The sequence below is a fragment of the Coleofasciculus sp. FACHB-1120 genome (assembly GCF_014698845.1).
Lineage (GTDB): Bacteria > Cyanobacteriota > Cyanobacteriia > Cyanobacteriales > FACHB-T130 > FACHB-T130.
The window spans coordinates 39,342-65,846 of record NZ_JACJTV010000009.1 but is presented as its reverse complement, the minus strand read 5'-3'; the positions used below and the strand labels follow the sequence as shown (position 1 = coordinate 65,846).

20 protein-coding genes, 1 tRNA gene and 1 pseudogene are annotated in these 26,505 nt (G+C 47.4%); 9 read left to right on the top strand and 13 right to left on the bottom strand.

Features of this window, described 5'->3' with window-relative positions; all coding sequences use genetic code 11:
- Positions 1-95: 95 nt before the first annotated feature.
- Positions 96-2,156 (top strand): amylo-alpha-1,6-glucosidase, encoded by a 2,061-nt coding sequence (locus H6H02_RS11045; RefSeq protein ID WP_190817508.1) that lies wholly within the window; start codon positions 96-98, stop codon positions 2,154-2,156.
- Between the two features lie 79 nt (positions 2,157-2,235).
- Here H6H02_RS11045 and H6H02_RS11040 read toward each other — a convergent pair.
- From H6H02_RS11040 to H6H02_RS11015, 6 genes are all read right to left on the bottom strand, one after another.
- A tRNA-Met gene (locus tag H6H02_RS11040) sits at positions 2,236-2,308 on the bottom strand.
- Positions 2,309-2,433: 125 nt separating this feature from the next.
- A complete protein-coding gene (locus H6H02_RS11035; protein ID WP_190817506.1) occupies positions 2,434-5,055 on the bottom strand; it encodes a peptidoglycan DD-metalloendopeptidase family protein in 2,622 nt (873 codons plus the stop codon).
- Between the two features lie 884 nt (positions 5,056-5,939).
- On the bottom strand, positions 5,940-6,404 hold the full coding sequence (locus H6H02_RS11030) for a tRNA (cytidine(34)-2'-O)-methyltransferase (protein ID WP_190817504.1): 465 nt from the start codon (positions 6,402-6,404) through the stop codon (positions 5,940-5,942).
- 275 nt (positions 6,405-6,679) lie between these two features.
- Positions 6,680-7,816 (bottom strand): glutamate--cysteine ligase, encoded by a 1,137-nt coding sequence (gene gshA, locus H6H02_RS11025; RefSeq protein WP_190817502.1) that lies wholly within the window; start codon positions 7,814-7,816, stop codon positions 6,680-6,682.
- A 107-nt stretch (positions 7,817-7,923) separates the two neighbouring features.
- Positions 7,924-8,841 (bottom strand): histone deacetylase, encoded by a 918-nt coding sequence (locus H6H02_RS11020; RefSeq protein WP_190817500.1) that lies wholly within the window; start codon positions 8,839-8,841, stop codon positions 7,924-7,926.
- A 63-nt stretch (positions 8,842-8,904) separates the two neighbouring features.
- A complete protein-coding gene (locus H6H02_RS11015; RefSeq protein WP_190817498.1) occupies positions 8,905-10,269 on the bottom strand; it encodes a hypothetical protein in 1,365 nt (454 codons plus the stop codon).
- Between the two features lie 365 nt (positions 10,270-10,634).
- On the opposite strand from H6H02_RS11015, the gene H6H02_RS11010 reads away from it, so the two are divergent.
- Positions 10,635-11,165, top strand: coding sequence for a hypothetical protein (locus H6H02_RS11010; protein ID WP_190435928.1), 531 nt, complete (start codon positions 10,635-10,637; stop codon positions 11,163-11,165).
- 164 nt (positions 11,166-11,329) lie between these two features.
- On the top strand, positions 11,330-12,370 hold the full coding sequence (locus tag H6H02_RS11005; RefSeq protein WP_190817495.1) for a mechanosensitive ion channel family protein: 1,041 nt from the start codon (positions 11,330-11,332) through the stop codon (positions 12,368-12,370).
- Between the two features lie 87 nt (positions 12,371-12,457).
- On the opposite strand, the gene H6H02_RS27115 is transcribed toward H6H02_RS11005, so the two are convergent.
- On the bottom strand, positions 12,458-14,518 hold the full coding sequence (locus tag H6H02_RS27115) for an S-layer homology domain-containing protein (RefSeq protein WP_190817493.1): 2,061 nt from the start codon (positions 14,516-14,518) through the stop codon (positions 12,458-12,460).
- 132 nt (positions 14,519-14,650) lie between these two features.
- Here H6H02_RS27115 and H6H02_RS10995 point away from each other — a divergent pair, with 132 nt between their 5' ends.
- Both H6H02_RS10995 and H6H02_RS10990 read left to right on the top strand, forming a co-directional pair.
- Positions 14,651-15,547, top strand: coding sequence for an alpha/beta fold hydrolase (locus tag H6H02_RS10995; RefSeq protein WP_190817491.1), 897 nt, complete (start codon positions 14,651-14,653; stop codon positions 15,545-15,547).
- 471 nt (positions 15,548-16,018) lie between these two features.
- Positions 16,019-16,804 (top strand): DUF3891 family protein, encoded by a 786-nt coding sequence (locus H6H02_RS10990; protein WP_190817488.1) that lies wholly within the window; start codon positions 16,019-16,021, stop codon positions 16,802-16,804.
- 209 nt (positions 16,805-17,013) lie between these two features.
- Here H6H02_RS10990 and H6H02_RS10985 read toward each other — a convergent pair whose 3' ends face one another.
- Positions 17,014-17,574: an opioid growth factor receptor-related protein gene (locus tag H6H02_RS10985; protein WP_190817486.1), complete on the bottom strand. Its 561-nt coding sequence runs from the start codon at positions 17,572-17,574 to the stop codon at positions 17,014-17,016.
- Between the two features lie 296 nt (positions 17,575-17,870).
- Between H6H02_RS10985 and H6H02_RS27880 the strand changes: the two are divergent.
- The 3 genes and pseudogenes from H6H02_RS27880 to H6H02_RS10970 all read left to right on the top strand — a co-directional run.
- Positions 17,871-18,269 (top strand): annotated as a pseudogene (locus tag H6H02_RS27880) (pirin family protein); the annotation flags it as partial.
- A gap of 156 nt (positions 18,270-18,425) precedes the next feature.
- Positions 18,426-19,658, top strand: coding sequence for an MFS transporter (locus H6H02_RS10975; RefSeq protein WP_190817484.1), 1,233 nt, complete (start codon positions 18,426-18,428; stop codon positions 19,656-19,658).
- 82 nt (positions 19,659-19,740) lie between these two features.
- Positions 19,741-20,631: a hypothetical protein gene (locus H6H02_RS10970; RefSeq protein ID WP_190817482.1), complete on the top strand. Its 891-nt coding sequence runs from the start codon at positions 19,741-19,743 to the stop codon at positions 20,629-20,631.
- A 459-nt stretch (positions 20,632-21,090) separates the two neighbouring features.
- On the opposite strand, the gene H6H02_RS10965 is transcribed toward H6H02_RS10970, so the two are convergent.
- The 4 genes from H6H02_RS10965 to H6H02_RS10950 all read right to left on the bottom strand — a co-directional run bounded on the left by H6H02_RS10965 (position 21,091) and on the right by H6H02_RS10950 (position 23,124).
- Positions 21,091-21,453 carry a hypothetical protein gene (locus H6H02_RS10965; protein WP_199329111.1) on the bottom strand — a complete coding sequence of 121 codons (363 nt, stop codon included), beginning with the start codon at positions 21,451-21,453 and terminating at the stop codon, positions 21,091-21,093.
- Between the two features lie 216 nt (positions 21,454-21,669).
- A complete protein-coding gene (locus tag H6H02_RS10960) occupies positions 21,670-22,194 on the bottom strand; it encodes a hypothetical protein (RefSeq protein WP_190817480.1) in 525 nt (174 codons plus the stop codon).
- A 158-nt stretch (positions 22,195-22,352) separates the two neighbouring features.
- Complete coding sequence (locus H6H02_RS10955) at positions 22,353-22,805, bottom strand: hypothetical protein (RefSeq protein WP_190817478.1); 453 nt, start codon at positions 22,803-22,805, stop codon at positions 22,353-22,355.
- A gap of 130 nt (positions 22,806-22,935) precedes the next feature.
- Complete coding sequence (locus H6H02_RS10950; RefSeq protein ID WP_190414269.1) at positions 22,936-23,124, bottom strand: CsbD family protein; 189 nt, start codon at positions 23,122-23,124, stop codon at positions 22,936-22,938.
- Between the two features lie 707 nt (positions 23,125-23,831).
- Here H6H02_RS10950 and uvrB point away from each other — a divergent pair.
- Positions 23,832-25,829, top strand: a complete 1,998-nt coding sequence (uvrB, locus tag H6H02_RS10945; RefSeq protein WP_190817476.1) for an excinuclease ABC subunit UvrB — start codon at positions 23,832-23,834, stop codon at positions 25,827-25,829.
- A 39-nt stretch (positions 25,830-25,868) separates the two neighbouring features.
- Here uvrB and H6H02_RS10940 read toward each other — a convergent pair whose 3' ends face one another.
- A complete protein-coding gene (locus tag H6H02_RS10940) occupies positions 25,869-26,033 on the bottom strand; it encodes a hypothetical protein (protein ID WP_190817474.1) in 165 nt (54 codons plus the stop codon).
- Between the last annotated feature and the right edge of the window lie 472 nt (positions 26,034-26,505).

The window sequence follows — 26,505 nt, the reverse complement described above, 5'->3', positions numbered from 1 at the left end:
CAAGGGTAATCTAGTTGAGGTCTACCCTAGACGCAACGACGGCTTATTTACGAACTGTAACAACTATATCATACTCATAACGAGTTTGAGTAGGAATGAAGAATTTGGATACGCGCGAGTGGCTACTCACCAACGGGTTAGGAAGTTTTGCTAGTGGAACGGTTTGTGATGCTCGGACTCGGACTTATCACGGTTGGTTAATTGCCGCCCTCGAGCCGCCGAGTCAGCGAACTTTATTACTGTCTCACCTGGATGCCAGTTTGGATGTAGGAGGACGGATATTTGCACTGGGGACGAATTTCTGGATAGACGGAAAAATTGACCCTTTGGGCTACCAGCTACTGCGTTCTTTTGATATTGACCCGTTTCCCCGTTGGGTTTGGGGTGAGGATAACTGGCAGCTAAGCAGGCAGATGGTGATGCCCTATGGCCTAGTAGAAAGCGGGTCAGAGATGGTAGGGAGCGGGAAAGAAACTGAGCCATCAGCCACTCCCCACTTTTGTAACCGGATTTTGATCCAGTACCGCTATGAAGGCTCTGAGTTGGCTACGCTGAGGTTACGCCCGGTGATTGGCGATCGCGACTTTCACCACCAGCAATCCGCAGCCTCAGGATTGTCCTTCTCGCAATTAGTTGGTCAAAAGCAAATTTGCTTGCAGGGGATGCGTCCTGACTGGACTGGGACTCCCTGGCAATTGCGCTGGAGTAAGGGTCGCTATCAACCAGACACCGTTTGGTATTGGCATTATTACTATCCAGAAGAGAACCGGCGGGGATTGGGCGACAAGGAAGACCTCTTCAGCCCTGGATACCTGACAGTGCCCCTACAACCGGGAGACTCCCTCACTCTAGAAGCGAAAGTGGGATTGTGTAACTCCAAACAACCACACCTCAGTTCCCTAGACTTTGAGCAAGCAGTGCAGGTAGAGCAACAGCGACTGAAAGCGGTTCAGAGTTCCGTGTTGCGGCTTCATAGCAACGAACCATCAACCAGTGACAATGGTATTTTGCAGCACCTGTTGCGAGCAGGCGATCAATTTATTGTCTACCGCGCTTCTATTGCTGGCCCGACTGTGATTGCTGGCTACCCCTGGTTTAATGACTGGGGACGCGATACGCTAATTGCTCTACCAGGACTGGCTTTAGCGACTGGGCGCTATGAGTTGGCGAAGGGACTGCTGGAAACTTTTGGGCGCTATTGTCGGAATGGTTTGATTCCCAATGCGTTTCCAGATACTGGAGCTGAGCCATTTTACAACAGTATTGATGCCGCGCTGTGGTGGGTTGAAACTTTGGGTCTTTACCTGGAAGCAACGCAGGATTGGGATTTTCTGGTTCAGCAATATCCTGTGGTGCGGCAGATTTACAAAAGCTTTATGGCTGGTACCCTCTACAATGTCCGGATTGATGCCACCGATGGCCTAGTCACCTGGGATGCTCCAGGAGTGGCGCTTACCTGGATGGATGCGGTGGTTGATGGTCAGCCAGTAACGCCTCGTCGGGGTAAACCTATAGAAATTAATGCTCTCTGGTACTCTGCTTTATGTTGGGCGAGCCGGTGGGCAGAATTGTTAGTCAGGGAAGGGGGAGCAAATTCACAGAAGCGGATTAACCAGCGAGAACGCTATATTCAGCAGGCGCAACAGGTGAAGAGATCGCTGCAAAAGTTCTGGAATCCGACTCGGGGATATTTCTACGATACGATCGCACCGGATGACGTGCGAGACCCCACAATTCGTCCGAATGCAGTTTTGGCTCTCTCACTTTCTCATTGCGGGTTTCCTGCCGAGCAAGGGCAGTCTGTCCTCAAGGTAGCAAGCGATCGCTTACTAACACCCTACGGTCTCCGCAGTCTCGATCCCGCCGATCCCAACTATGTGGGGACGTATGCTGGGAATCCTCAATATCGCGATCGCGCCTACCACCAAGGCACGGTTTGGAGCTGGCTGATTGGCCCCTTTATTCGAGCTAGGAGGCGCTTCTACGCTTCAGAACCCGTCCCTTTTGATTGGCAGCCGATGATTGAACACTTGCAGTCCTCAGCCTGCCTAGGTTCGGTCTCGGAAATTTTTGATGGCGATCCGCCTCATGCCGTTCAAGGAGCGATCGCTCAAGCTTGGTCTATTGCCGAACTCATCCGACACTATTCCGATTAATGACCAGCGAGGAATGAGTACAATCACCAGACTACTCATTCTTCAGACTTCAGACCTGGCTTTTTATAACTTTATAAAATGGCTCTGGCGGGATTTGAACCTGCGACCTTGGGCTTATGAGTCCCCTGCTCTAACCACTGAGCTACAGAGCCAAGTTTTCTTAAACAACCTTATCATCCTAGCATACCAGCAAGATTATTGCTACCCTGGCTTAAAAAAGAGAAAAGACAAAAGAAATATATTTTCTTTTGCCTTTTCCTTTGCTTTTGCCTCTTTCTTAGCGTCGGGGTAGCAAAGCTATCGGGTTGATAGCTCCTTTTCCAGCCGAATGCAACTCAAAGTGAAGGTGAGGCCCCGTGCTGCGTCCGGTGCTGCCCATCTCAGAAATCTGCTGACCTTGCTCAACTGCTTCGCCTTCTCGAACCAGAAGCCGGTTGTTGTGGGCATAGCGAGTTAGGGTGCCATCAGCGTGTTTAATGTCCACCAGATTTCCATAACCACCAGAATTCCAGCGTGCATACACCACGACACCAGGAGCTGCCGCCACTACAGGCGTGCCGACCGGAGCCGCGATATCAATCCCCTTGTGCATCCGTCCCCAGCGCCGACCATAACCTGAGGTCAAAACGCCCTTTGAGGGCCAGATGTAGCCATTAAATTGACCTGGGCTATCCGGCAGGTAGGGATTTGGACCAGGGAGGGGTGGTAAATCTGGAGCAACTTGTTGCCCGAAGGGGGGGCGGAGTGTCGGGTTATAAGTGTCCGCTGCGGAGGGCGCTGCCGCCACCAGTGACTGCTGGGTTCTAGCCCGTGGTGCAGCAGGTGGGGGCACCTTGATTTCAATTGCAGCCTGCGATCGCTGTTGTTGCCGTTGCCGCTTTTGCATTTCTGCTTGTACGGCTTCGTTATAACGATTTGGGCTGAATTCTGGATTGATCGGAGTCGAGTATTCAGAACGTTGCAACGGTTTGTTGACGACAGGTGCAACCGGCACGAATGCAGGAGTCACTGGCACCGAGATGTTAGCAACCGGAACGTTCTGTGAGTCAGCGGTATCTCCGTTTTGCTGGGTACGATACTGCTGCCGGAGTTTGATGATGTCTTCCCGTAGTTTCTCAATCTGGGTGCTGTACTCGGAGTTTTGCTTCAAGCCAGCAGACTGAGTTTGTGTCCTCTCGGCAACGGGTGTGCTAGTGGGTAACGGATTATCCGCTAACATCACTGGTTTGACGGTAGGGACATTCGCATTCCTTTGCACTCGTACCTGTGTTGCTGCGACGGGTACGGGAACAGTAGTTGGCAAAGTAGGAACGGAGAGATTTGGCACAGCAACATTAGACTTGGATTGTCTAAGTGCAGCGTTAAGACCAGGGATTACAGTTACAGTCTGTTTTTTCGGGATCTTCAGTGGTTGATTAACGCGAATCATGTTCGGGTTATTCAACTGATTTATCCGGAGCAGCTCCGATCTAGAAACGCCGTGGATGCGAGCGATCGCATCTAGCGTATCTCCCGGCTTGACCTGGTACACATCTGCCGTTGCCCCGTTGGTTTCAACGACAGCAATCGGTGTGGGGGCCACTGTCTGGATTGGTAGCCCTTGATTGGTCGCTTGGTTGGTCGCTAAGGTCGGTACTGAGATTGGTGCGCTTTCATTCACCTCTACCGGCTGCGAGGATGCTTTTAGCGCTTCCCGTAGCTGTGCGGACGGGAGGTGGTTAATCACCCGATTCGGGGCATTTTCCCCTGGCATCTGCACCGCGATATTTCGTGGCTGTGCCGACGGCAGTTGATTAATTACCTGATTCGGAGCATTTTCCCCTGGCATCTGCACCGCGATATTTCGTGGCTGTGCCGACGGTAGTTGGTTAATTACCTGATTGGGGGCATTTTCCTCTGGCGTCTGCACCACAACCGGAATTTGTACCCTAGGAGCAGCTATTTCTACCTCAGCAGCTTCAGGGTTATCAATTTGGGCTGGTTCAGTAACTTTTAATCGCCCAGTAGATACTTGTGTAGACTCCTCAGACCGCAACTCCGCCAGACTATTCTGCAAGCGGCCCCGCTGCTCCTTTAAGCGGCTCATGGCAGCGTCTTGTCTTGCTTTTAATAGCTCATTTACGTTGCCGGGAATCGCGACTGATTGACCCACCGGCAGTCCATCTGATGTTGCCGCTCCAGATGATTGCTGTACCTGGATGCGGGGAACACCATAAGACTCAGATAGCTTTTCGACGGTATCGCCTGGTTTAACTTCGTGAACAATTCCGTTCACTGAAGGAATTTTCACCACTTGTCCAGCTGGAAGAACTGAGCTGGATTTGATGTTGTTGGAAGTGGCGATCGCGGCAGGTTCTACCTGATAGTTTTTCGACAATTGCCAAATCGTCTGCCCCTGCTGCACCTTATGTTCGATGACGCGCGGTGCTGGTTTCGATTCTGCTTTTGCTTCCGGCTCTACCTGCAAAGAAACGACGGCAGGTGTGAATTCCGGCTCTACTAACTTTGGAGAAACGGCGACTGATTTGGATTCCGGCTTTATTGCTGGCGATGGGGCGACTGAAGAAGCTGTTTCTGGCTCCACCTTTGAGGCAGGGGCGGCAACAGCAATATCTGTTTCCGCAGGAGCGTTATTAACACTTGGCTCTGTGGCAACCGGATCGGCTGCCTTTGCTTCATCACCTTGTTGCGGCAGCAATAGGCTGGAGGTGCCCATTGAGATTGCCAATCCAATCATGGCGGCAGAGGTGCGAGCCCGACGGTTAACCTCTGGAGAAATGGGCTTCAATAAACCTGACTCTCCCCCGGAAAGCTTTCCTGCGGACAGATTCGCTTTCGCATCTTTGTCTGCTGCACAGGAAGGAACTGATTTAATCTTGTGCGTGAATGGGCGTTTCAAACACGACCTCCTACTTATGACGAGCGCTTAACTGTCCCTGAATGATTCTTTTTTACCAGTCAATGGGACAAATCACATCAAAAGGTGATTGGGATCACTGCCGGTAATCATACCTAGGCAAGATTACCCTGCTTTTTTGATTTAGACAAGTTTACATGACTGGGAAAATTTTCGATCATGCACGGCCTAACTATTTGACCCACCCTGTTGAAGACTTCATCATTGCGTTAATCAGGAGCCTTTTGTCAAGAGCTGGCAAGCTAAGGGTGTATTCCTTCTTAAGGCGTGCATATTGGAACATACTTGCTTGACTTGCGTTACTCCGGAAGACTGAGAAAACAACTTTTTCGTTGTTGGCATCCTGCTGCTGATTGATTACAAAATGAGACTCTAAGCTGATTTTGCCTGCAACAACAACCGTAAAATTATGGAGAAAACTCTGACAAATTAAATAGAGCATACCGACGCAAATTTAGCAAAAATCTTCCTAAAGATTGATCCGAGATGGTTTTAGAGACTCAGCACTGATAAATTTAGGATAAAAAAATCTATCAATCAACTTCCTATTGCCGCTCTATTGTTCATAGAAATTTCTTATCTAAGCCGAACTCATTCGGTATTCTAGATAGCGAAAGGACGAAAAATAAACTTTCTCTAGAAAGGAAAAAAAAGTCATTCGTCACCCAGCGTTAAGTAAGAAATCATGGGGAATAGTTTAGCCAGAAAGGGTCACGAACAGTTGCCGGTCAACACGTTGCAGATTCCTAGACGAAAGGTTAACCCGATGTTTTAACCTTTAACTCAATTCGCGGACACCTGACTAAAGACGGCTCGCTCTCGATGAGCAAAGGATCTCTTTGCTTACTTCAGCCGGACAACCTACTTCAGCCGGACAAAATCCCTAGTTGGCGGCGGGCTTCAAATAACCCGACTGCGGCACTAACCGAAAGGTTCAGGCTCCGAACGTGGGGCTGTGACATCGGAATATAGACAGTATTGGCACAGAGGGCGAGAACTTCTGGGGGGAGTCCAGTTGTTTCGCTGCCAAACAATAGCCAGTCATCCTCCTGGAACTCGAACTGAAGGTAGTTACGGCTTCCCGAAACACTAAAGCCAATCCATCGTCCCCCTCGCTGCTGATGGAACTCCTGAAAATCCTCTAAACCAATGTGGTAGTGGAGATTGACGTAGGGCCAGTAATCCAGACCAGCACGTTTCAGAGAGCGATCGCTAATTTCAAAACCCAATGGCCCGACTAAATGCAATTCCGTCCCCGTGGCAGCACAGGTACGGGCAATATTGCCGGTGTTTGGCGGAATTTGCGGCTTGTAGAGAACAACAAACGGCATGAGACTTCCTAATTACTCTCGCTGTAACACTAAAATCCACTCTGGAAACTCAAATTATACCCAAAGAGAGAGGAACCTATACATATTTGTTATATGACTCCTCTAGATCGGATTGATTAAATATTCTAATTTCCGAATGATTCTTTTTCGCCAAAAAATTAACCCATAAAAAAGCAAAAAAAGAACTCAAGGGCTAGCCAGGGAGAGAGGAGAAAAGATGAAGCCTTGAGGATAAATTTCTGCCCCTAGGCTTCATTCTCGATCCTTCAAATGCTCTAGGCAACTAAGCTCTGGCACAATTTGTCTTCCAGTTCCCGCTCTTGGTCTGCCACCGCTTGAATGGCATCAATCATCACGCTGGGAGTGTCAAAACCTTGGTTTTGGAGATTTAACCACCGCTGAGCAGAATTCCCCTCTCGGAGAATTTTTTTCAGGGGTGACAAGAAACAACGAAAGCCCATCTGTTTAGAAATATCCCAAACTTCGCCGGTTATTTCTTCAATCCAATCTCGCGCCAGAATTGGTCTGCCGTCTTGCCAATGTCTCAGAGTTGCATCCAAACTTTGACGGGCGGCAGCGTCTTCGTTGGCGTCGGTTAGGGTAACTAAATCTTCTGAAGACAATTGACTCATTTCCAACGGATCGAGGCTGGGGTCATTAATCAGCTGCAAAAGTCGGGCTTCTAGCAAGGCTGTAACCGCCAGCAAGGCAACTGGATCGATGATAAGGTCACAAATTCTCAGTTCTAGGCGGTTGAGGTCGTAGGGGCGCTGGTTGCCATTCGGTCGCACGGATGACCAAAGGTGGCGGACATTTTGCATTGTCCCGGCGGCTAATTGGGCTTCTGTCCACTGGATAAAGTGGGCGTGACTTTCAAATAAGGGAACGCGGGCTGGGGTTTTTGGAAACAATCCCCAGCGAGTCGAGTGATAGCCAGTGGCTTTACCATCCAAAAACGGGGAAGAAGCACTGAGGGCAAGGTATAAGGGTGCTTCTAGGCGGACAAGGCGAATCGCCCGCATTAGGGTTTCAGGATCGCTGATGCCGATGTTGATGTGAACGCTGGCGGTGACAACTTTGGTGCCGTAAGTGTTCTCAATGTAGTCGTGGTAAGGATTGCTGGGGTCAGATCGCCAGAAGCGATCGCTTCCTCCTAAAGACAGCGTACTCCCCGGAATCAGGGTGTAATTTCCCAAGCGTTTTAGATACTCTCGGAGTTCCCGTCTAGGGCGTAGCAAGGCACACAATAATCGGTCGTAACAATAAAAGGGTTCTGTGATATATTCCACGTTGCGGCTATCCGGCTCCCGCATGAACCCGTCTAGGTCTGCCACAATCCGATCGGATAAACCCACAATGTCACCATTGGGGGTGCCGGTATACATTTCAATTTCAAAGCCTTTTGATAGCAAGGGGTTTTTCCTCAGATGAGTGAGTACGAAGTACGGACACGGGATACCGCTACCGTTAAAAAGTGTATCGAGGAAGACGAAATGGCTCCTCTGCCCTTAGTCTGGCATCAAAGTTGGTACTGATGATAGACAGTAGTGGCGGCTCGATGTAGCAAGGAGTGCCGATAAACGAGGGAGTCAAGATCGTCAGCATAACCCCCGCCAATCACGCAGGCGACTGGGTAGCCAAGTGCCACACAAGTACTCAAAACTTGCATCTCCCGACGGAAGATTCCGGTGTCAGTGAGGGCGAGTTTGCCCAAGCGATCGCCAGCATGAGGATCGACGCCAGCATCGTATAAAACGAGATCCGGCTTGACTTGTGAGAGCAAATCTGGGAGATATTTTGCCAAGGTTTGCAGATAGGCGTCATCTTCCATCCCAATCGGGAGAGGAACATCTAAGTCACTTTGTTGTTTGGTTCCGGGAAAGTTAACTTCGCAGTGCATTGAGAAGGTGAAGACGCTACTATCTTCTTGGAAAATCACGGCGGTACCGTCTCCTTGATGGACATCTAAATCCACGATCAAGATTTGGCGCACCAATCCCAGATGTTGAAGCACACGGGCAGCAATGGCTAAATCGTTGAAAATACAGAAACCCGAACCATAACTGGGAAAGGCGTGATGAGTGCCACCCGCAGTATTGCAAGCTAAACCGTGAGTGAGTGCCAGTTTAGCAGTAAGAATCGTCCCGCCCACTGCCACGCAGGTACGATTTGCCAGGGCGGGACTCCAGGGTAATCCGATTCGTCGCTGAGCTTTGGCGTCGAGGGTGCCTTCACGGTATGCTCGGACATATTCTGGGGTGTGAACCAGTTCTATCCACTCTGGCGGAGGAGGTTCGGGCGGATGAATTTGCTCTGGATGCGCTACGCGATCGCCTAAGAGCATTTCGTAGAGTTTGCTGAATTTGGGCATGGGGAAGCGATGCCCTGCGGGGAGAGGTGCGACATAATCCGGGTGGTAAATAATTGGCAAGTCCATATTTAAGTAAGATTTTGAACTGCCAAGCGGCAAAGGAAGAGAGGATTAACGATGCGATTTTCCTCAGGCGCTACGCGATCGCAAAATTTTCCAGGCAAACCCACTAACCAGGCACCCTAAACCAATACTGAACAAGATGACAATGAGCAAATTCGCCAAGGGGATGACTGCGGATAGTTGGTTATTGTCGATTTGGTTGGGGTAAGGCTGGGTAAAATCTTTTACCAGCGCCGAGGAAGCTGAGGCGGCAACGGAGGCGGTTCCAACTCCCAAACTGGCAGCGGCAATAATATTTTCCAGGTTGCGATCGCGCTTAGCTTGTTCAATCTCAACAATGCCTCGAATCGTATTAATCACATCTTCTAGCACTCTCAATGCTGGACTAAAGCTGGCGCGATCTTGTTGAATTTGAATTTCGTATTGCTTGACTATTTGATTAAATTGTGCCAGAAATTGCAGGTCGTTTTCTCCATATTTGCTAGCTTCTTGAAGCAGGTAATTTAAATTTTCTTGGTATTGTTTCTGATATGTCTCAATCGCGTGTAACTGAATTTCTAGATGGTTCAAATCTGAAGCATATTGGGACAATATTCTTATATTCACCTCTAAAATTCTCTGTAATTCTTTTAACGGTAGCTGCTTGAGCATTTCACCCGCTTGAAAAATATAGCCAAAATTCTCTTGCAATTGTTGTTTAAGTTTCTGGGCTTCACAATAAGACCAAAGAATTTTATTGCGGTAGTAAAATAACCGCATCCAAACCTCAGAATATTTAGCAGCTTCAGTTTCGGCGGCTACATCGGGATAAAAGATAACCAAAACATGGTGATTCTCTTCCATGTCCCAACGCTGGGGAGATAGCCACACTTCAAAAACGGTTGCCCCTAAAAATTTTCCTTTGCTTGGCTTTTGCTGTTTCCATCTCCCAAACTTCAAAGTTTCGTAAGCTTCTTGGGCGAGACATTCTAAAGGGGTTTCACAGTTTCGAGGCAAAATCCCAGACACGATCCAGGTTTTTCCAAGATTGCCTTGTTTATCAGCAGCAAGATGTTTGAGGGTAGGAAAGCACTTAAAAGATTGCAGATAGTCTCGATCGTTAATATGGCAATTAAACAAAAGCCCATAACTATCGCTAAATCGCACGGGATAATAAAAGCCTTTGACTGGATATCCTTCAGTGCGAGCTTGAAAAGTATAATAAGCTTCAGTTTCCCCCGCTAGGCGCAATAATTCTAAATATTCTGGCTCGTTATAATTTGAATCGTCAGCAGCGACAAGAATTCTTTGCAATTCTAACGGGAAGTTATCCCAAAACGTGAGCTGGTTTTGGTTGATTTGCTCTGCATCGTCTCCCAAGCCGTTTCTCAGGTGGTAAACAAATAGATCCAGGTTAGGAAGAAATAACAGGTTCATCGGAAGAGTAAACATATTGCTACCATACCTGGCGATTTAAATCACAGCTATGCCAACCCTACTTTAGAAGCAAGGAAGTAGAAGTTGCGAGAACTTTTAAACAAAGCCCGCTGGCGCGGACTGAGAACCAATATAAAGTGTATGACGAAACCTGCTCAAGGTAGATTTAGAAGCGATCGCAAAATCTGGCGTAGCATCTCTTCCCCACCCAAAATTCATCCGATTTTAGACTTGAAGATAAGGCAAGCGAGCGATCGCTGTAGATACGCCGTATACAACACTTCGACATCTTTGTGTCACAGCAACTCCCGGCAAGGGAGGAAGTTTAAACTGGATGGAGAGAAGAGAAATCAGCAAGCGATGGGGAGGGAAGAGAGAAAATGCAACACAAAATCGTCTGGGAACAGGGCAGCAATAATCCTGACAATACCAACAACTTCGCAACCATCCGCGAATGGTGGGCAAGTCTCATCGACAATAAAATCACGTGGCGACAGCGAATCATTCCCCAGACGGGCGATGCTACCGAACTCGATTGGGAACCCCAACGCTTTGACGAAGTATTTGAGATTCAAATCCCTGAGATTCGCGGTATCACTCTCTACTGGCGCAAAATCAACGAAGATCGAGAACGCAGCACTACGCCTACCAAACTCGAACTCGATACCCTTCGCCAGCAACTTTATATCTATCCCCAATCTCAAAAAGAACTGGTTATTCGGGTAGGGATACCAGAAACCATCTATCAAAAGATTGAATTTAAATCTCCCCAATTGCAATTTGCTGCTAAGGAAGGTGAAAACCACATCCTGACTCTGCGAGATACTCAGCAACAGTTGGAAGTGAAAGCCATTCTCAGCCCAGAAAATTTGAGACAGTTGATCGATCAGTTGAAGCAACAATTGTCGTAACTACGCTGTATCTTTTTTCTATAGGTCGCGCCAGCATATGAGATAAATCGTTTCTCTACAATTGTCTCGCTGCTATGTGTAGCCGCGATAGGGGCAACTCTGGAGGTTGCCCCTATCGTCAGTCTCATAACATATACAAATAGATTTGAGATAAAACTATCAACATGAAGCAATGGATTGTCCCGATTGCCTTTATTCTTAGCGGATTTCTGGTGGGGATAATTTTTGATAAATTTTTTCTTCCCAGACTCAAAAGAATAGCTGTTAAAACTCGGTTGCCAGGGAATGAAATCGTTTTTCATTCCCTGCGTGGCATCCCCAAAATTTGGTTTATTGTTGCTGGCTTTTACGGAGCCATTTTTACCCTTCAACTAAATCAGGTTATTCCTGACCGGATTTCTGGCATTTTTCAGAATATTCTGACTGTTATTTTCCTCTATTCTGTCACCTTAGTTTTAGCCAGACTGACGGCGAGTTTTGTTACGATATTTGGCCAAAGAACACCCGGAGTTTCAGCTTCATTACTATCTAACCTAGCCAAAATTGTCGTTCTGGTTTTGGGAATCTTGATGATCTTGCAAACGCTAGGGATTTCCATTACACCTATTTTGGCAACCTTGGGAATTGGCGGTTTGGCCGTTGCTTTGGCATTTCAGGATACCCTATCTAACTTATTTTCAGGATTATATTTGATTATTTCTGGACAAGTCAGAACTGGCGACTATGTAAAACTAGAGACGGGACAAGAAGGTTACGTTACCGATATCACTTGGCGGAATACGGTGATTAGAGAACTGCCAAATAATCTAGTCGTTGTGCCTAATACAAAACTGGCTTCTGCCATTTTTACGAATTACCATTTACCAGTGAAAGAAATAACTTTACCAATTCAAGTAGGTGTTAGTTACGATAGCGACTTGGAACACGTTGAAGAAATAACGGTTGAAGTTGCTAAGGAAGTAATGCAAGAATTAGCAGCCGATATTTCTGATTTTGAGCCTTTTATCTTATATCAAAACTTTGGAGAATTTAGTATTAATTTTACAGTGTTTCTTAGAGTTAATGAATTTCTAAACCAACGAATTGCCAAGCATAAATTTATCAAAAAATTACACCGACGCTATCAACAAGAAGAAATTACTATCCCTTTTCCAAGTAGAGAAGTTTATGTAAACCAGAAGGGAAATAATATTGCTAATGACTAATATAAACGTCGAAAAAATAGAAGCCGCAGCTATTCAATTTGGATAGCTGCGGCTTTCTTTAGTCGTCAGACTAACGATTACCGACGATTACCGACCCTGACGACCCGGACTGCCAGGCGCTGCGCCTGCTCCTTCGTCGTTACTGGGCTGGTTCCGATTGGAATTGCCCGGATCGCAACCTTCTGACCCATTACCGACCCCTTGGTTGCAATTCTGACGCTGATTCGTGCGTTCGTTCCCCTCTACCTCACGGTTATCGCCAGGGACGTTTTCTGGCTTGGGAGTATCAACTTCGCGCACTGTGGGGGGTTTCGCACCTTCTCCCGCCACGTATGGCGAGGCGATGTTCTGAGCCTTCCCAGTGCTGACTAAGGCTTGGTAGAGGAAAGCACACACCTCTGCACGGGTGGCAACTTGATTGGGTTTGAGTGACTGGACATTGGGATAGTTCACCACCAGACCCCGTTCTGTCGCCGCCGCAACCAAACTGCGGACGTCGCTAGGGATGCTAGCGGCATCGCTGTAAACTTGCAGTAGCGTCTGGGTGGTGGTACTGGCAGAAGAGTAGTTCATTCCCTTTGCCAATGCCACTAAGATATCCAGACGAGAAAGCTTTTGGGTGGGGTTGAATGCATTGCTGGAAACAGCGCCTAAAAAGCCCATTTCATAGGCTTCTTGGATAGCACTGTACGCCCAGTAATCAGAGGAGACATCGCGGAAGGCGATCGCATTCCGCACTTTATTCATCTCAAACGCTTTCCGCAGCATCGCCGCAAACTGGGCGCGAGTCACCGGCTGATCCGGTCGGAATCGGCCATCGGGGAAGCCTTCGATAATTTCTAACTCCGCCAGTTGGGCGATAAAATCTTTTGCCCAGTATCCCTGCGGAACATCGGGAAAACTCGTCTGGATGTTTCGAGTGACTCCCACGTTTGCATATCTTGCCAGCAGCTGGCTGACTTCGTAGGTCGCGTTCTCGGCTTCTACCCCAATCACCTGCACCAACTGACCGGGAGCTGATGTCAATAAGGCAGCCATTCCTGAACTGTAAACGCTCATCGTCTCACCCGCCAGCATTGATTCACCGCTAGTAAATGAGCTGGAATAAACGCTAGTCGCCGCCGAAGTCGAAATCTCGCTCGATTGGAACTGGCTGACGTTAATTTGCTCGACGCTGCTCAGGAATGTTACCCGTTCCTGAGAGTCGATTTGGGTGTAGTAGTTGTAGGCGGTGGTACCGCTGTCGATGTTGCCATCCATGTCGGCATCAATGCCGTACACAGTCCGCACTACACGGGTTTCAGACGGATTTTCTGACAAAATTAGGTTAACGGCGGCGTTTTCAGACAAGCATTCAAACTCGCTGTACCCAATCAAGCGATTTTGGTCGTATAGACGCACGACCACGCGATCGCCCGGATTCACACCTTTGACAAACTTCGCTTTTTGCTTGATTTTGTATCTGAAGTCGCCAAGATACTGCTCTTGGGAATAGCTGTTGCCTTGTTTCGACTTCACCGATACGCGAGTAATCACCTCTGTGAGGCTGCCTGCGGGTTGCAGAACGGCAAGACTAAAGTTGCCTGCGGATTCGGTCATTGCCACCGTAGACCGCTGTTCTGTGCGGACGGTACTCCTTTGCTCGGTGGTTTCCGTGCGACGGGTTGTTGTCTGTTGCCCAGTGGTGGTACTTTCCGACCGGAGTCGAGCCGTCAAGGTTTGGGTCGCTGTTTCATCCCACTTCACTAGCGAACCCGATTCGTTGGTGCGATAAACCCAAAATCCTTGTTCTTTGGCGCTAGCGACCAGCACCAGCCAGCCGGGAACTATTGCCTGAGTGCAGGAAGTACCCGCTTCTGCCAACTCCAGACAACCATCTGACCAATTTTGCTTCGCCACCTGAAGGATGCTTAAGTCAGAAGTTTGCACTCCTGTCCGTTGAGCCGCATCCTTTAAAACAGCTTCAGCAACCGATGTTGGCAGCTGAGTGGTATCGTCTTCTGCTTGGCTGAGCAGATTTCGACCCGATAAGGGCAGATTGCCAGTTGTTTGTCCAACTTGCGCGATCGCAGGGGCAACCGTTGTCATACTTAAACCGGCAGCCGCAAACACCAGGCTGCCTAAAAATACCAAGGAACTTCGCTTCATTAATCTCTTCTCACACCTAATCAAAACGTGTAGCGTGACTTTTCAAGTCGGTTAGATGTTCCCTGGTTTATCTCTTTTTAATGATAGAGACTATTACGATAGAAAAATAGTTAAGGAATCTTAATAATTATCGTGACGACTCAGCAGCTAAAAACAGGAAGCACTTTTGAAAAACTCAACTGGACTTGGCGCGGCTACCGGATTCAGTACACAGTCATGGGCACGGGTCGCCCTCTGGTGCTGATTCACGGCTTTGGCGCTTCCATTGGACACTGGCGCAAGAATATGCCAGTCCTCGCCGCTGAGGGCTACCGAGTATTTGCCCTAGATTTACTCGGATTCGGCGGTTCGGACAAGCCAGCCCTCGATTACAATCTCCAGTTGTGGGAAGAATTGCTCAAGGATTTCTGGAAAACTCATATTCAGGAACCAACCGTCTTTGTCGGCAACTCGATTGGGGCATTACTCAGCTTGATGGTAGTGGTGAATTCTCCAGAAATTTCCGCCGGTGGCGTGCTGATTAACTGTGCCGGGGGCTTGAATCATCGCCCCGATGAGCTGAATTTCCCTCTGCGGCTGGTGATGGGAGCCTTCACCAAGCTGGTCAGTTCCAAAGTCGCTGGCCCGTTCCTATTTAACCGCATCCGTCAGAAAGATCGTCTCCGTCGCACACTCAGACAGGTCTACGTGAACCCTGAAGCCATCACGGATGAACTGGTGGATATGCTTTACGATCCTTCCTGCGACACCGGCGCTCAGCAGGTTTTTGCCTCAATTCTCACGGCACCCCCTGGCCCTAGCCCAGCTGAGTTGTTGCCAAAAATACAACACCCGCTGCTGGTACTTTGGGGAGAAGATGACCCCTGGACGCCAATTAAGGGTGCGACGATTTATAAAGAGCTAAGTGAGAATGGGCAACCCGTGAAAGTTGTTGGCATTCCCAAAACGGGTCACTGTCCCCATGATGAACGTCCGGACGTGGTGAATCCTTTGATTTTGGATTGGTTGGCTCAGCTGAGCAGTCAATAAAACTTATACCAATTCACTATTTTTATGTCACATTTGCGATCCCCCCAACCCCCCTTAAAAAGGGGGGCAATAGACGTATTTGTGGCAGACCTAAAGTGAAATGGTAATTAGTCAGTAAAACTTCCGGTTCAACTGTCGTTGCGCCGACTTGTGCATTTGAGGTTCTGCATTTGAGGTTCTGAGTTTGAGGGGACGCGATCGCACTCGCTTCGAGATCGCGTCCCCTTATGTTTGATCTCGCCTGATTCACCTAACGTTACATCCAACCTCTTCGCTCCTTTCTTGCCTTCCTTAAAAAAAAGGAAATTAGGATTACTCCATTCACAGCCGATCCCGTTCGCGGAAATCAATCTCGGAGTGGACAGACTCGTGGGACGCAAACGGTTTAAATGGATAAGGTACGGCTTGCTGTGATGAGGAGCATCCAACTCATCACGACTATATATAGAGAAGATGCGGTAGGAACGATTAATGATATATCGCAAAGAACCAGAGGGGCTAATAGCGATCGCGCAGCTTGCCCATGCGTGGGTATCGGGTCAATTGGCGCAAGCTTGGGGAAATGAATATTTTGGGAAGTTGGAACCTAGAGAAGAGGTTTGCTTAGGTGCCGAGCAACATGATATTGGCTGGCTGTCCTGGGAAAGGACGCCCACCTTCAACCCAAAAACAGGTTTGCCGCACAGTTTCACGGAATTACCGAGAAAAACCCATATAGATATTTGGTCAAAAGCCGGACAATTCGCGATCGCCCAAGGAAGATATCCAGCGCTGTTGGCTTCGCTGCATGGCACGCGCCTCTATGAGCATTACGACTCTAGCAACGACTCCCCAGAAGATATCCAGCTTGTGCAGGACTTCCTGGGGCGTGAACAGGCTTTCCAGAAGGAATTAATTGACTCCCTCCGCAACGATCCGAACTACGCACCCTACAGCACACCAGAAGCGATCGCCCGAAATCGGCAGTTAGTGGGAATCTGGGATTGCTTATCCCTAATCCTGTGCATGAAGCTGAGTAAAGAGCGTTCTGTGGATAAGGTTCCCACGGCTGACGGCGAAATTACCCTGAAGCTGACGCCACTAGCAGGCGATCCAACCCAGGTTGCGATGAGTCCTTGGCCTTTTTCCGAGAATGCGGTGACGCTGGTTTGCGAAGGACGCTATCTATCAGAAACCTTCCCAGATGAGGAAACGATGCGGAACGCGATCGCGAAAGCCCCTTGGGTGACGATTAAAACTCACCTGCATCCCGTGTAAGCATCGACTGGATCATTTAATTAATCGGTATTGATTAAAGCAACATCCTGGGATTTGTGATTAATGATAAAAGACTCGGTAGGGACGAAGCATTCGCCCCTACAGCCTTTCTAGGGAGATAAAAATCGCCCACTCTTTTATCAAAGAACAGGCGATTTTCTCGTTGGTTTTTGATTGAAATTATCTTTTAGGCAATAAATCCCCAACGATTAACTCATCTCAATTGCCCTTTTCCAAAAAGCATAAGTATCAGGCCCAATTTTTTGACTTTCTTCTGAGTAGATATTATCTAAACACTTGAAAAAAGCTTGAGCGTAATTTTCCAACCCTAGAGTTGTCAAACATTTTAAAATTCGGGCAATCCGAAGGTAATTATGATTCAGAGGCTCAATCCAAGTCCGTTTTCTATCTTGATAATGGTCAGATTTTGTTATTAAAATATTGTTGATATTTCCTTCATTGCATTTAAATCCATAAAACCTGAGCATTATTTTAAATGACTTTTGCAGACGTGTTTTGAGTAGAGGGTCTGTCCGAAAAGCTTGAACAATTTCATCATTGAGAACTAGTGCATTAGGGTTGTAGCCACTTTTGTCTTTCAGGGGAAAAAGCCACTGAATGTAGTCATGAATCCGCTCAAGTTTATCGTAGTTCCATAACCAGATATCATCGATCATCCGTCCTTCGGAATCGGGATGTTGACTAAGATAGAAAGCCACAAGAGCCGGGGAGGCTTTAGCAACCAATTCCTTGTCAGATGATTTTGCCATAAGTGTTCCTCTGCAATTAATCAAATGTTAACAATCTGGGAAAACAGCTATTTACGCTCATTGTAAGGCTAGAAAGGCGATAAAAAGCTCGATTAGCAATTCTGTTACAAACGACCCTTTTAGATCCGAGGAGATAAATAGAGTATTGAGCGTTTCCCGTGATAGAACTATCTCGCCTTCCTCACAAAAGCTACAGTCACCTAGTAGCGCTAACAACAGTTATTAACAGTTGTATTCGTTAAAATAACCGTTTGAACTGACATCCGTGCCTGACTACTCAAACCGAGGTGCAAGCGATGAGTCAATATACGCTCAATTTAATCGACGACAGGCAGAATCGCGGTTACACCAAGCTGGGTTGGCGCTGGGTTGGCTGGATAGCGATCGCACCTTTTCCTTTGGGGGTTTGTTTGACCCGAAGCCGATGAGATTTTGCACTCTCAGGCTGATTAACGAAGATAGAGTCTTACCCGGTTCTGGTTTCGGTGCCCACAGCCATCATGACATGGAAATCCTCACCTACGTCCTAGAAGGCGCTATAGAGCATCAAGACAGCTTGGGAAATGGGGCAGTATTGATTCAGGAGAAGTACAGATGATGAGTGCAGGCGCTGGCATCACCCACTGCGAATTTAATTCCTCCGAAATTATCCCGTCCACTTTCTGCAAATTTGGGTAATTCCCGATCCAGAAGCCTAATCGCCAAGGTACAAACAGCGTAATTTTCCCTTAGAAGAGAAGCGCGTCCCTCTTAATTTTTCTTATTTTTCAACCGAACGCGATCGCGATTCTATAAGCATCAGTAGAGAGGGTTAACCTCCCCGATCTCAATATTTGTCTGATATCTGAATAATGAAAACGGCAAATCCCGATTCGCTTCTGGTTAAAATCACCTTACTGGTCACGAGTACCTTAACGGTGATGTCAGGCGCGACGATTGCGCCTTCACTTCCCGCGATGCGGGCTTACTTCTCTGGCGTCGAAAATGTGGAATATTGGGTCAAACTTGTCTTGACCGTTCCGGCATTATTTATTGTGATTGGCGCTCCCATTTCCGGGCTGATTGTAGATCGTTTGGGTCGCAAATCTTTACTGGTCGCTTCGACAATCCTCTACGGTTTTGCCGGGAGTTCTGGCTTTTTGTTGAATTCCATCGGGCACATCCTGATGGGTCGCGCTTTTCTGGGTCTGGCAGTAGCGGGGGTAATGACCAGCGCGACCACCCTGATTGCTGACTACTACATCGGTCAGGCACGCGCTAGCTTCATGGGTTTGCAAGCAGCATTTATGGCTTTTGGCGGCGTCTTATTTTTGTCAGGCGGCGGCTTTCTTGCTGACCTGAATTGGCGTCTGCCCTTTTTGATTTATCTTTCCGCCTTCATCATCCTTCCCTTTATCGTCGTTTTGCTCTATGAGCCAAGGCGCACTAATGTTGAGATAGACACAGTGCAAGAAAGCGGTGGCTTCGCCTCGGACTCCGTCCTACCCATCACTCGCCCACCCTTTCCCATCAAATTACTGACGCTGATTTACGGAGTGGCACTATTAATGCAGGTAATCTTCTACCTGATTCCCGTCCAGTTGCCGTTTTATCTCCAAACCCTAACCAAGGCTAGCGCGACGCAAAGTGGACTCGCGATCGCCTTTGCTACACTTTTTAGTGCCTTTGCATCCATGCTCTACGGACGCATCAAGGCACGCTTGCACTTCGTCAGCATCCTCGCCCTAGCCTTCGCACTCATCGGTATCGGCTATAGCATCATCGGCTTAGGGAAGAGCTACGAGCAGGTCTTAATCGGTCTAGCGGTGGCTGGTCTTGGGTTAGGCTTCCTGATGCCAAATCTGACCGTGTGGCTGTCTGCCGAGTCACCAGAGGCACTGCGCGGGCGTCTTCTAGGCGGACTCACCACCTTCTTATTCTTGGGTCAGTTTTTGTCTCCGATTGTTAGCCAACCAGTGAGTCAGCAGGTGGGTCTTGGCAGCACCTACAGGCTGGCAGGTGGGTTACTCCTGCTACTGGCGCTGATTTTTCAGGGGATGCGGCGGCAAATCGCCGTCTTGACTGCCAATCCCGCGCAACCTTAAAAGGGAATCGTGTAAGGGCGGAGTCTCCCCACCCATCCCAGGATTTTCGTTAATTCAATTAATCTAAAAAAGGTAGGAAACGATGACACAACCCATTCGCATTCTCCTCCAGACAACCATCCCGACAACAGAAGATGACTGGAGTATTTGGCGCTTCTCGTTGTTACGCGACTATCTCGCATCCCTGACAGATGAAGCGGGGAATCCCCTGTTTGAAGTAACAGAACGCGATCGCGTGTCAGATGCAGACGGCAACGACCCGATTTTAAGCACCCTCGACCGCTCAGATTTTGACCAACTATGGTTATTTGCATTAGATACGGGCGAAGGTTTGACGGAGAAAGATTGTGCGGGAATTAATGCATTTCGCCAACGCGGTGGAGGTATTCTCACCACCCGCGATCATCAAGATATGGGCTGCTCAATGTGTGGTCTGGGTGACATCGGTGCAATCCACTTTTTCAATACTAAAAATCCCGACCCCGACGAATCTCGCTGGTGTATTGACGACCCCTACACAACCTATATTTCCTGGCCTAACTATCATTCTGGGCGCAACGGCGACTATCAAAAAATAACGCCCACAGAACCCATTCACGAACTTCTACGCAATCCCAATTCACCTTCTGGATTGGTTGAATATTTTCCAACTCATCCCCACGAGGGCGCAATCGGAGTTCCCGCAGGCGCAAAGAATGCTCGGGTTATTGCAATGGGTAAAAGCTTAATTACAGGTCGTCCCTTTAATCTAGCTGTTGTTATCGAAAGTGAAAAAGACGCTGACGGCAACACCCTAGGGCGGGCAGTTGCTGCATCGAGTTTTCACCATTTTGTCGATTACAACTGGGATATCGAAAAAGGTTGCCCCAGCTTTGTGGATGAGCTTCCCGGCGATGGTATGAACCAAGAGCCACGCGCCCTAGAAAATATCAAAACTTATGTGCGTAATGTTGCTTTGTGGCTTGCGCCGTAATGCGTGTGTTGAAAGTGACACGATATTTTCTGCTCAATTAATTTCTGCTCAATTAAAGTAACAGGCTTTAGGTGTAACTTGCTCTTCAATGCCGAGGGGTGGGGAAAATTTTATGCGATGAAGAAGGTAGAGCTTATTAGAGTTAAGGAAAACGAAGAAGACGGCCTGGTTATCACTGGAATTGTCAAGTTATTTTACAGATAATATTTAGGAATTTTAATGATTTGTGAAGCCAAGATACCCGACTTCTTCGAGAAGCCGGGTATTTAAACTGCTGGCATCTCATCACTCAAAAAAGATTACTAGAGTTCAAGGGCGATTCAACAAAAAAGGCACCCATTTTGGATGGAGCGCCTTTTTAAATAGGATTACGCATTGACAAGAAACTTTGTTTTATGAACTCAGCACAAGCCTTTGTGTGGGATGTTCAAGAACGGCCGCGGGTCAGGTGCTTATTGCTTATTGCAAAAGCAAATTCTCCCACAAGGTCTCCAATGTCTTGTAGCCCCATCTAAGTGTCATAAATCCGCAGATGAATGCTAGTGACACACAGCCTGTAATCGCTCTAGTTAAAGGTAGTGGATACCCAAAAAAATAGGTTGTGCCCCAATAAATTGCAGCAATCACCAGTCCGATTGCTGCCCCAGCACTAAAACGCTTAATCAACGTGCTAGTACTTTCTAGTTTTGATTCAAATGGCTTGAGTTCCGGTGGTAATGGCTCCATAAAAAACAAAAGTTTTGGCTGTTGGGCAATACTCAGGTTAATACTTTCCAATTTACTCGAATTGAGAGAGTAAACGCTTCCCCCTTGTGGTGGCAACTTCGGTTTCTGTCTTAACAGGAAGCAGAAAAGGTATAAGCCCTACTATTGCCGATGCATACGCGGATACATTGATACAGTGCGTAAGTCCTATTAAACATATAACAATCCTCAATGATTCGTGAACCCGTGTAGAGATGCGATTAATCACATCTCTACACGGGCAAATTATTCGCGCACAACTCAACCAGGGCTGCTATCTAACACCCACGGGCTTTAGTGCCTGCGACCACCCAGCCACTTAGCAGCCATGATGCCAAATACAGCAGCAACTACTGGATTGCTCAGAAACTTCATGATGGCTGGTTTATCCGCTAATACATCTTGAAAGATGTCAGGATGAGTGTGATAGGTAAAGGTAGCCAGTTTGCTAACATCATCCGCACTCATGCGGTTGGGGTGATGACTAGAGAGACTTAATTGTTGCTCTAACTGGCGGTCGTTGAGTCCTCTTTCCTTTAACCGCTTGAAGAACTCCCGCGCTACATCATCCCGTTCATTGGGTTGAATTTGCGCGATCGCTTTTTGCAATTCTGGCTCCATCTGGCTGACAGGAATGCTGTCTGGATGTAGCGACCGACCAAACAGTTGACGGCGTTCGTCTCTGGAAGACCGTTGAGCAAAATCATCAAAATTTTGATAGTCGCTGCTAGGATCGCTTGGAGCGTCCTGCATCATTTCGGAGTCACCACCAGCCAAATCATTCATGATTTGACGCTTATATTGTTCGCTGCTGGTCATTTTCTTATCTCCTGATTCAAAAGCTAAAAGAAAAAATCGTAAATTCTGGCTAGAGAAGGGATTTGCCCTATCTCTACAAATGCACCTTTTGAAGTAGTCGAAGCTAGAGGTGCTGCCCCAGCTTTCACCGATTTCCCCTTGATTTCCCCTTAGTTAAACTAAGCGCCTTGGTACTGAATTTGTTTTGACTGCTCGTCATATTTGGCTGTCAAAATCAGTTTTTTATCTGGCGCATACATCAAAATGGTTAAGTCTTGATTGGGGAAATTCTTGTGGAATCCTTGCGCTAAAGAGCTGGCTAAACTTTTGACTTCATTCGGGCGGACTTGCGGCGTAATCACAACTCCCAATTTGTTATTATCACGCACGTAGGCATCCTTAACCATTCCTTTCGCTGTCTGGACTACCCAATTCCCGAATTCCTGACCGGCTGCCGTGCTACCGCGTTCCAACTGTTGATAAGCGACAATACTGTTAGCACCGCTACTCGCACCAGGTAGTGCTTTCGGTTGAGTTGCTTGGCTGGTTCCACTGCAAGCTGTAGCTGTGGAAAGGAACAGAACCAAAACTAAAGCTGTAAAGATTTTACGAAATTGCTGAAGAAAATTCACCTCAGTCTCCTATTAAACTCGTCTTTTTTCGACAGAATCAGAGTGCTATCTGTCCGTGATATTGCTTGGATTAAAAAAGGGAGAAGGTCTAGATGAGTCTCTTCAGTCACTAGACCTCCAAAGTCAAGTATTAGGCGTTATCAACCAAATCTTTTGCTTTGTCTTTCACATCTTCTTTGGTGTGGCTTACTTGGGCTTCAGCTTGCTTGGCTTTTCCTTCAGCTTTATCTTCTGGATCGCCAGTTATGTTGCCGAGCGCTTCTTGAGCTTTGCCTTCGATATTTTTGCCAGTTGCTTTGGCTCTATCTTCAACGCTCATTTTTTTCTCCTATTTTTTAAACAGTTTTTCGTTAGAAGAGGCAATAAGTTTGCTTTTTGGCGCACTCTTCTTGGGCTGCTATGTATTCAATGTATCTATTTTTTTTTACATAGCCTTCTCTCCCCAGATAGAAAAAGTGGGGATCGCTATTATTACTGTTTACGTATACTGAAAGAAGGAGTGGTTTCTACTACTCAAGGTAGATGAGATTTGAATAAGATTATTAAGTTTTACAGGAAAATATTGTATTGCTTAAAAGATAATCATCCCATTTCATAAATTGCCTGCAACAGCTCCCCTGAATCTTCGCTATGGAAGCCTTGCTGCGCCAGAAAAAAGCGGATTTCCAGAATGGCAAAGGTCGCTCTAACTCAGTAAACAGGTATAAGTAAATTAGCCCAAAGTGCTAATAGAGGGTGGTTGCGAAAAAACCTTGATAGTACAATTTTATCTGCAAGCAATCTTGAAGCTAATAAACTAATCAGCGATCGCCCTACACTTGTGTTAAAAAAATAAAAATTATAAATATTTATTAAGATTGGGTGTCTTTTGTGACGACTGCGCGTGTTTGTAACAAGTCAGAATTTATTTCTGGCGATCGCCTAGAAGAGTGCAAATGGCTAGGATGAGAGAGGAAAGATATGTGGTAATGGGCCGATCAAGCTCCAGGCACGAAAAACAATTTTCTTAAAGCTTCTTAAAACTGTATGACGCAATTTTGTCTGCAAGCTCCCTTTCAACCGACGGGCGATCAGCCGAATGCGATCGCGCAACTCACGAAAGGCGTACAAAAAGGAGATCGCTTTCAAACCCTACTGGGAGCGACGGGGACGGGCAAGACATTCTCAGTAGCAGCCGTTATTGAGAATATTGGTAGACCCACGCTGGTGCTGGCGCACAATAAAACGCTCGCTGCTCAATTATGTAACGAATTGCGGGAGTTCTTTCCCCCAAACGCGGTAGAGTATTTCGTCAGTTACTACGACTACTATCAGCCAGAAGCGTATATTCCTGTCACCGACACTTATATCGAGAAAAGTGCCGCAATTAACGACGAAATTGATATGTTGCGACACTCAGCCACGCGATCGCTTTTTGAGCGGCGCGATGTCATTGTCGTGGCTTCCATTAGCTGTATTTATGGTTTGGGAATTCCCTCGGAATATCTCAAAGCCGCGATTCCCTTAAAGATGGGGCGAGAAGTCAATCAACGCGAGTTGCTGCGAGATTTAGCTTCTGTGCAGTATAGCCGCAACGATGTAGAAATGGGGCGAGGAAAGTTCCGAGTTCGGGGCGATGTTCTGGAAATTGGCCCAGCTTACGAAGATCGGATTATTCGCGTAGAATTTTTTGGAGATGAAATTGACGCCATTCGCTATGTTGACCCCGTAACTGGCGAGATTCTTCAGAGTATGGACGCTGTAAACGTGTACCCAGCGCGTCACTTTGTCACCCCAGAAGATCGCCTAGAAGCAGCTTGCAACGACATTGAACAGGAACTAAAAGATCGGCTAGAAGAATTAGAAAAAGCCGGGAAATTACTAGAGGCGCAACGACTCGATCAGCGCACTCGCTACGATTTGGAAATGTTGCGGGAAGTCGGATATTGCAACGGCGTCGAGAACTATTCTCGACATTTAGCCGGACGGCGTGCGGGAGAACCGCCAGAGTCATTGATTGATTATTTTCCCAAAGATTGGCTGTTGGTGGTGGATGAATCTCACGTCAGCGTCCCGCAAATCCGGGGGATGTACAATGGCGACCAAGCACGAAAAAAGGTGCTGATTGAGCATGGTTTTCGCCTCCCCAGTGCAGCTGATAACCGTCCTCTGAAGTCAGAGGAGTTCTGGGAAAAGGTGAATCAGTGTATTTTTGTTTCTGCAACTCCCGGTAACTGGGAGATAGAACAGTCAGATGGTCATGTAATTGAGCAGGTGATCCGTCCGACTGGCGTGATCGATCCAGAAATTTTTGTGCGTCCCACGGAGGGGCAAATTGACGACCTGTTGGGTGAGATTAAAGACAGGATCGACAAGCGAGAACGGGTGCTAGTTACCACGTTAACGAAGCGCATGGCGGAGGATTTGACTGAGTATCTACAAGAACGAGGAATCCGAGTCCGCTATCTACACTCAGAGATTAACTCGATTGAGCGAATTGAAATCTTGCAAGAGTTGCGCGAGGGCAATTTCGATGTGCTAATCGGCGTCAACCTGCTGCGGGAAGGGTTGGATTTGCCGGAAGTGTCTCTGGTGGCGATTTTAGATGCAGATAAAGAGGGTTTCTTACGCGCAGAGCGATCGCTTATTCAAACAATTGGTCGCGCCGCTCGTCACATCCGGGGACAAGCCATCCTCTATGCTGATAATCTCACCGATAGCATGATCAAAGCAATTGACGAAACCGACCGGCGGCGGGGGATTCAGATGGCATATAACAAGATGCACAACATTACACCCCAGCCGATTATCAAAAAAGTCACTAACTCAATTCTGGCTTTTCTAGATGTGTCGCGGCGGCTGAATACCCAACAGTTGGAAGAAGTTTACGAACAGGCGGATGAGCTTTCCTTAGAGCAAATTCCAGAATTGATTACTCAACTGGAAGCGCAGATGAAAGAAGCCGCAAAAAATTTGCAGTTTGAAGAAGCTGCAAAATACCGCGATCGCATCAAGCATCTGCGAGATAAATTACTCGGTCATTAAAAACGCGATCGCACCGCTACGCTAACCAGATTCAAAATTTCAATCGCGATCGCACTTCGACTGGAAAAACCGGGTTAAGGAGCGATCGCATTCGAGTTGGATGCGATTAACTGCTAGAACATTGCTACACAGATGCAAATTCTCGGTACAATTAGCTCCATCCCCCCAGTTCAGCATATCCCGGAAGGGCGCTAGACAAGGCATACAAAGGATTTCTGGAAAATTTAGCCCGCGCCATTCATGGTCATCCAAGCTAATCACTTCATCCCGAAACCATTCTCTGAAGGAAACTAAACTTTATCCTAAATATATACCTTTTGATTGTGGCGAATAGTACTAGCGATACCCGTACAATGTTTGCGATCGCCATCTGGAACTTCAGCTGCCATAAGTGCCGTTGAACTTTATAAGAGGCGACTCTTACTGTGTCATGCCTATATCACAACCCCAGTTTTCAGGGTGCCACGAGAAAAACATAGCGTCCCTGGCGGCTCGTGGAGCGTTAATCTAGTTTTGAATCTTTATAAATGTCGATATCTCGCAGGCATCTTTCCACAGCCGAGTCATAAACCCGCGTCATCCGCGGCTGACGACGAGCTTCCAGATTACGCAGTGCTGAAACCAGAGATATTAAATTTGCATCTACATCTTCGATTTTGTTGGCAAAGGGCGGCGC

Excerpts from the sequence above, each read along its gene's own strand:
- H6H02_RS10975 (WP_190817484.1), top strand. The coding sequence starts at position 18,426 with ATGAAAACGGCAAATCCCGATTCGCTTCTGGTTAAAATCACCTTACTG.
- H6H02_RS10990 (WP_190817488.1), top strand. The coding sequence starts at position 16,019 with ATGATATATCGCAAAGAACCAGAGGGGCTAATAGCGATCGCGCAGCTT.
- H6H02_RS10985 (WP_190817486.1), bottom strand. The coding sequence starts at position 17,574 with ATGGCAAAATCATCTGACAAGGAATTGGTTGCTAAAGCCTCCCCGGCT.
- uvrB (WP_190817476.1), top strand. The coding sequence starts at position 23,832 with ATGACGCAATTTTGTCTGCAAGCTCCCTTTCAACCGACGGGCGATCAG.
- H6H02_RS11030 (WP_190817504.1), bottom strand. The coding sequence starts at position 6,404 with ATGCCGTTTGTTGTTCTCTACAAGCCGCAAATTCCGCCAAACACCGGC.
- H6H02_RS27115 (WP_190817493.1), bottom strand. The coding sequence starts at position 14,518 with ATGAAGCGAAGTTCCTTGGTATTTTTAGGCAGCCTGGTGTTTGCGGCT.
- H6H02_RS11015 (WP_190817498.1), bottom strand. The coding sequence starts at position 10,269 with ATGTTTACTCTTCCGATGAACCTGTTATTTCTTCCTAACCTGGATCTA.
- H6H02_RS11005 (WP_190817495.1), top strand. The coding sequence starts at position 11,330 with ATGAAGCAATGGATTGTCCCGATTGCCTTTATTCTTAGCGGATTTCTG.
- H6H02_RS10960 (WP_190817480.1), bottom strand. The coding sequence starts at position 22,194 with ATGACCAGCAGCGAACAATATAAGCGTCAAATCATGAATGATTTGGCT.
- H6H02_RS10950 (WP_190414269.1), bottom strand. The coding sequence starts at position 23,124 with ATGAGCGTTGAAGATAGAGCCAAAGCAACTGGCAAAAATATCGAAGGC.
- H6H02_RS11020 (WP_190817500.1), bottom strand. The coding sequence starts at position 8,841 with ATGGACTTGCCAATTATTTACCACCCGGATTATGTCGCACCTCTCCCC.
- H6H02_RS10970 (WP_190817482.1), top strand. The coding sequence starts at position 19,741 with ATGACACAACCCATTCGCATTCTCCTCCAGACAACCATCCCGACAACA.
- H6H02_RS11045 (WP_190817508.1), top strand. The coding sequence starts at position 96 with ATGAAGAATTTGGATACGCGCGAGTGGCTACTCACCAACGGGTTAGGA.
- H6H02_RS10940 (WP_190817474.1), bottom strand. The coding sequence starts at position 26,033 with ATGCCTTGTCTAGCGCCCTTCCGGGATATGCTGAACTGGGGGGATGGA.
- H6H02_RS11010 (WP_190435928.1), top strand. The coding sequence starts at position 10,635 with ATGCAACACAAAATCGTCTGGGAACAGGGCAGCAATAATCCTGACAAT.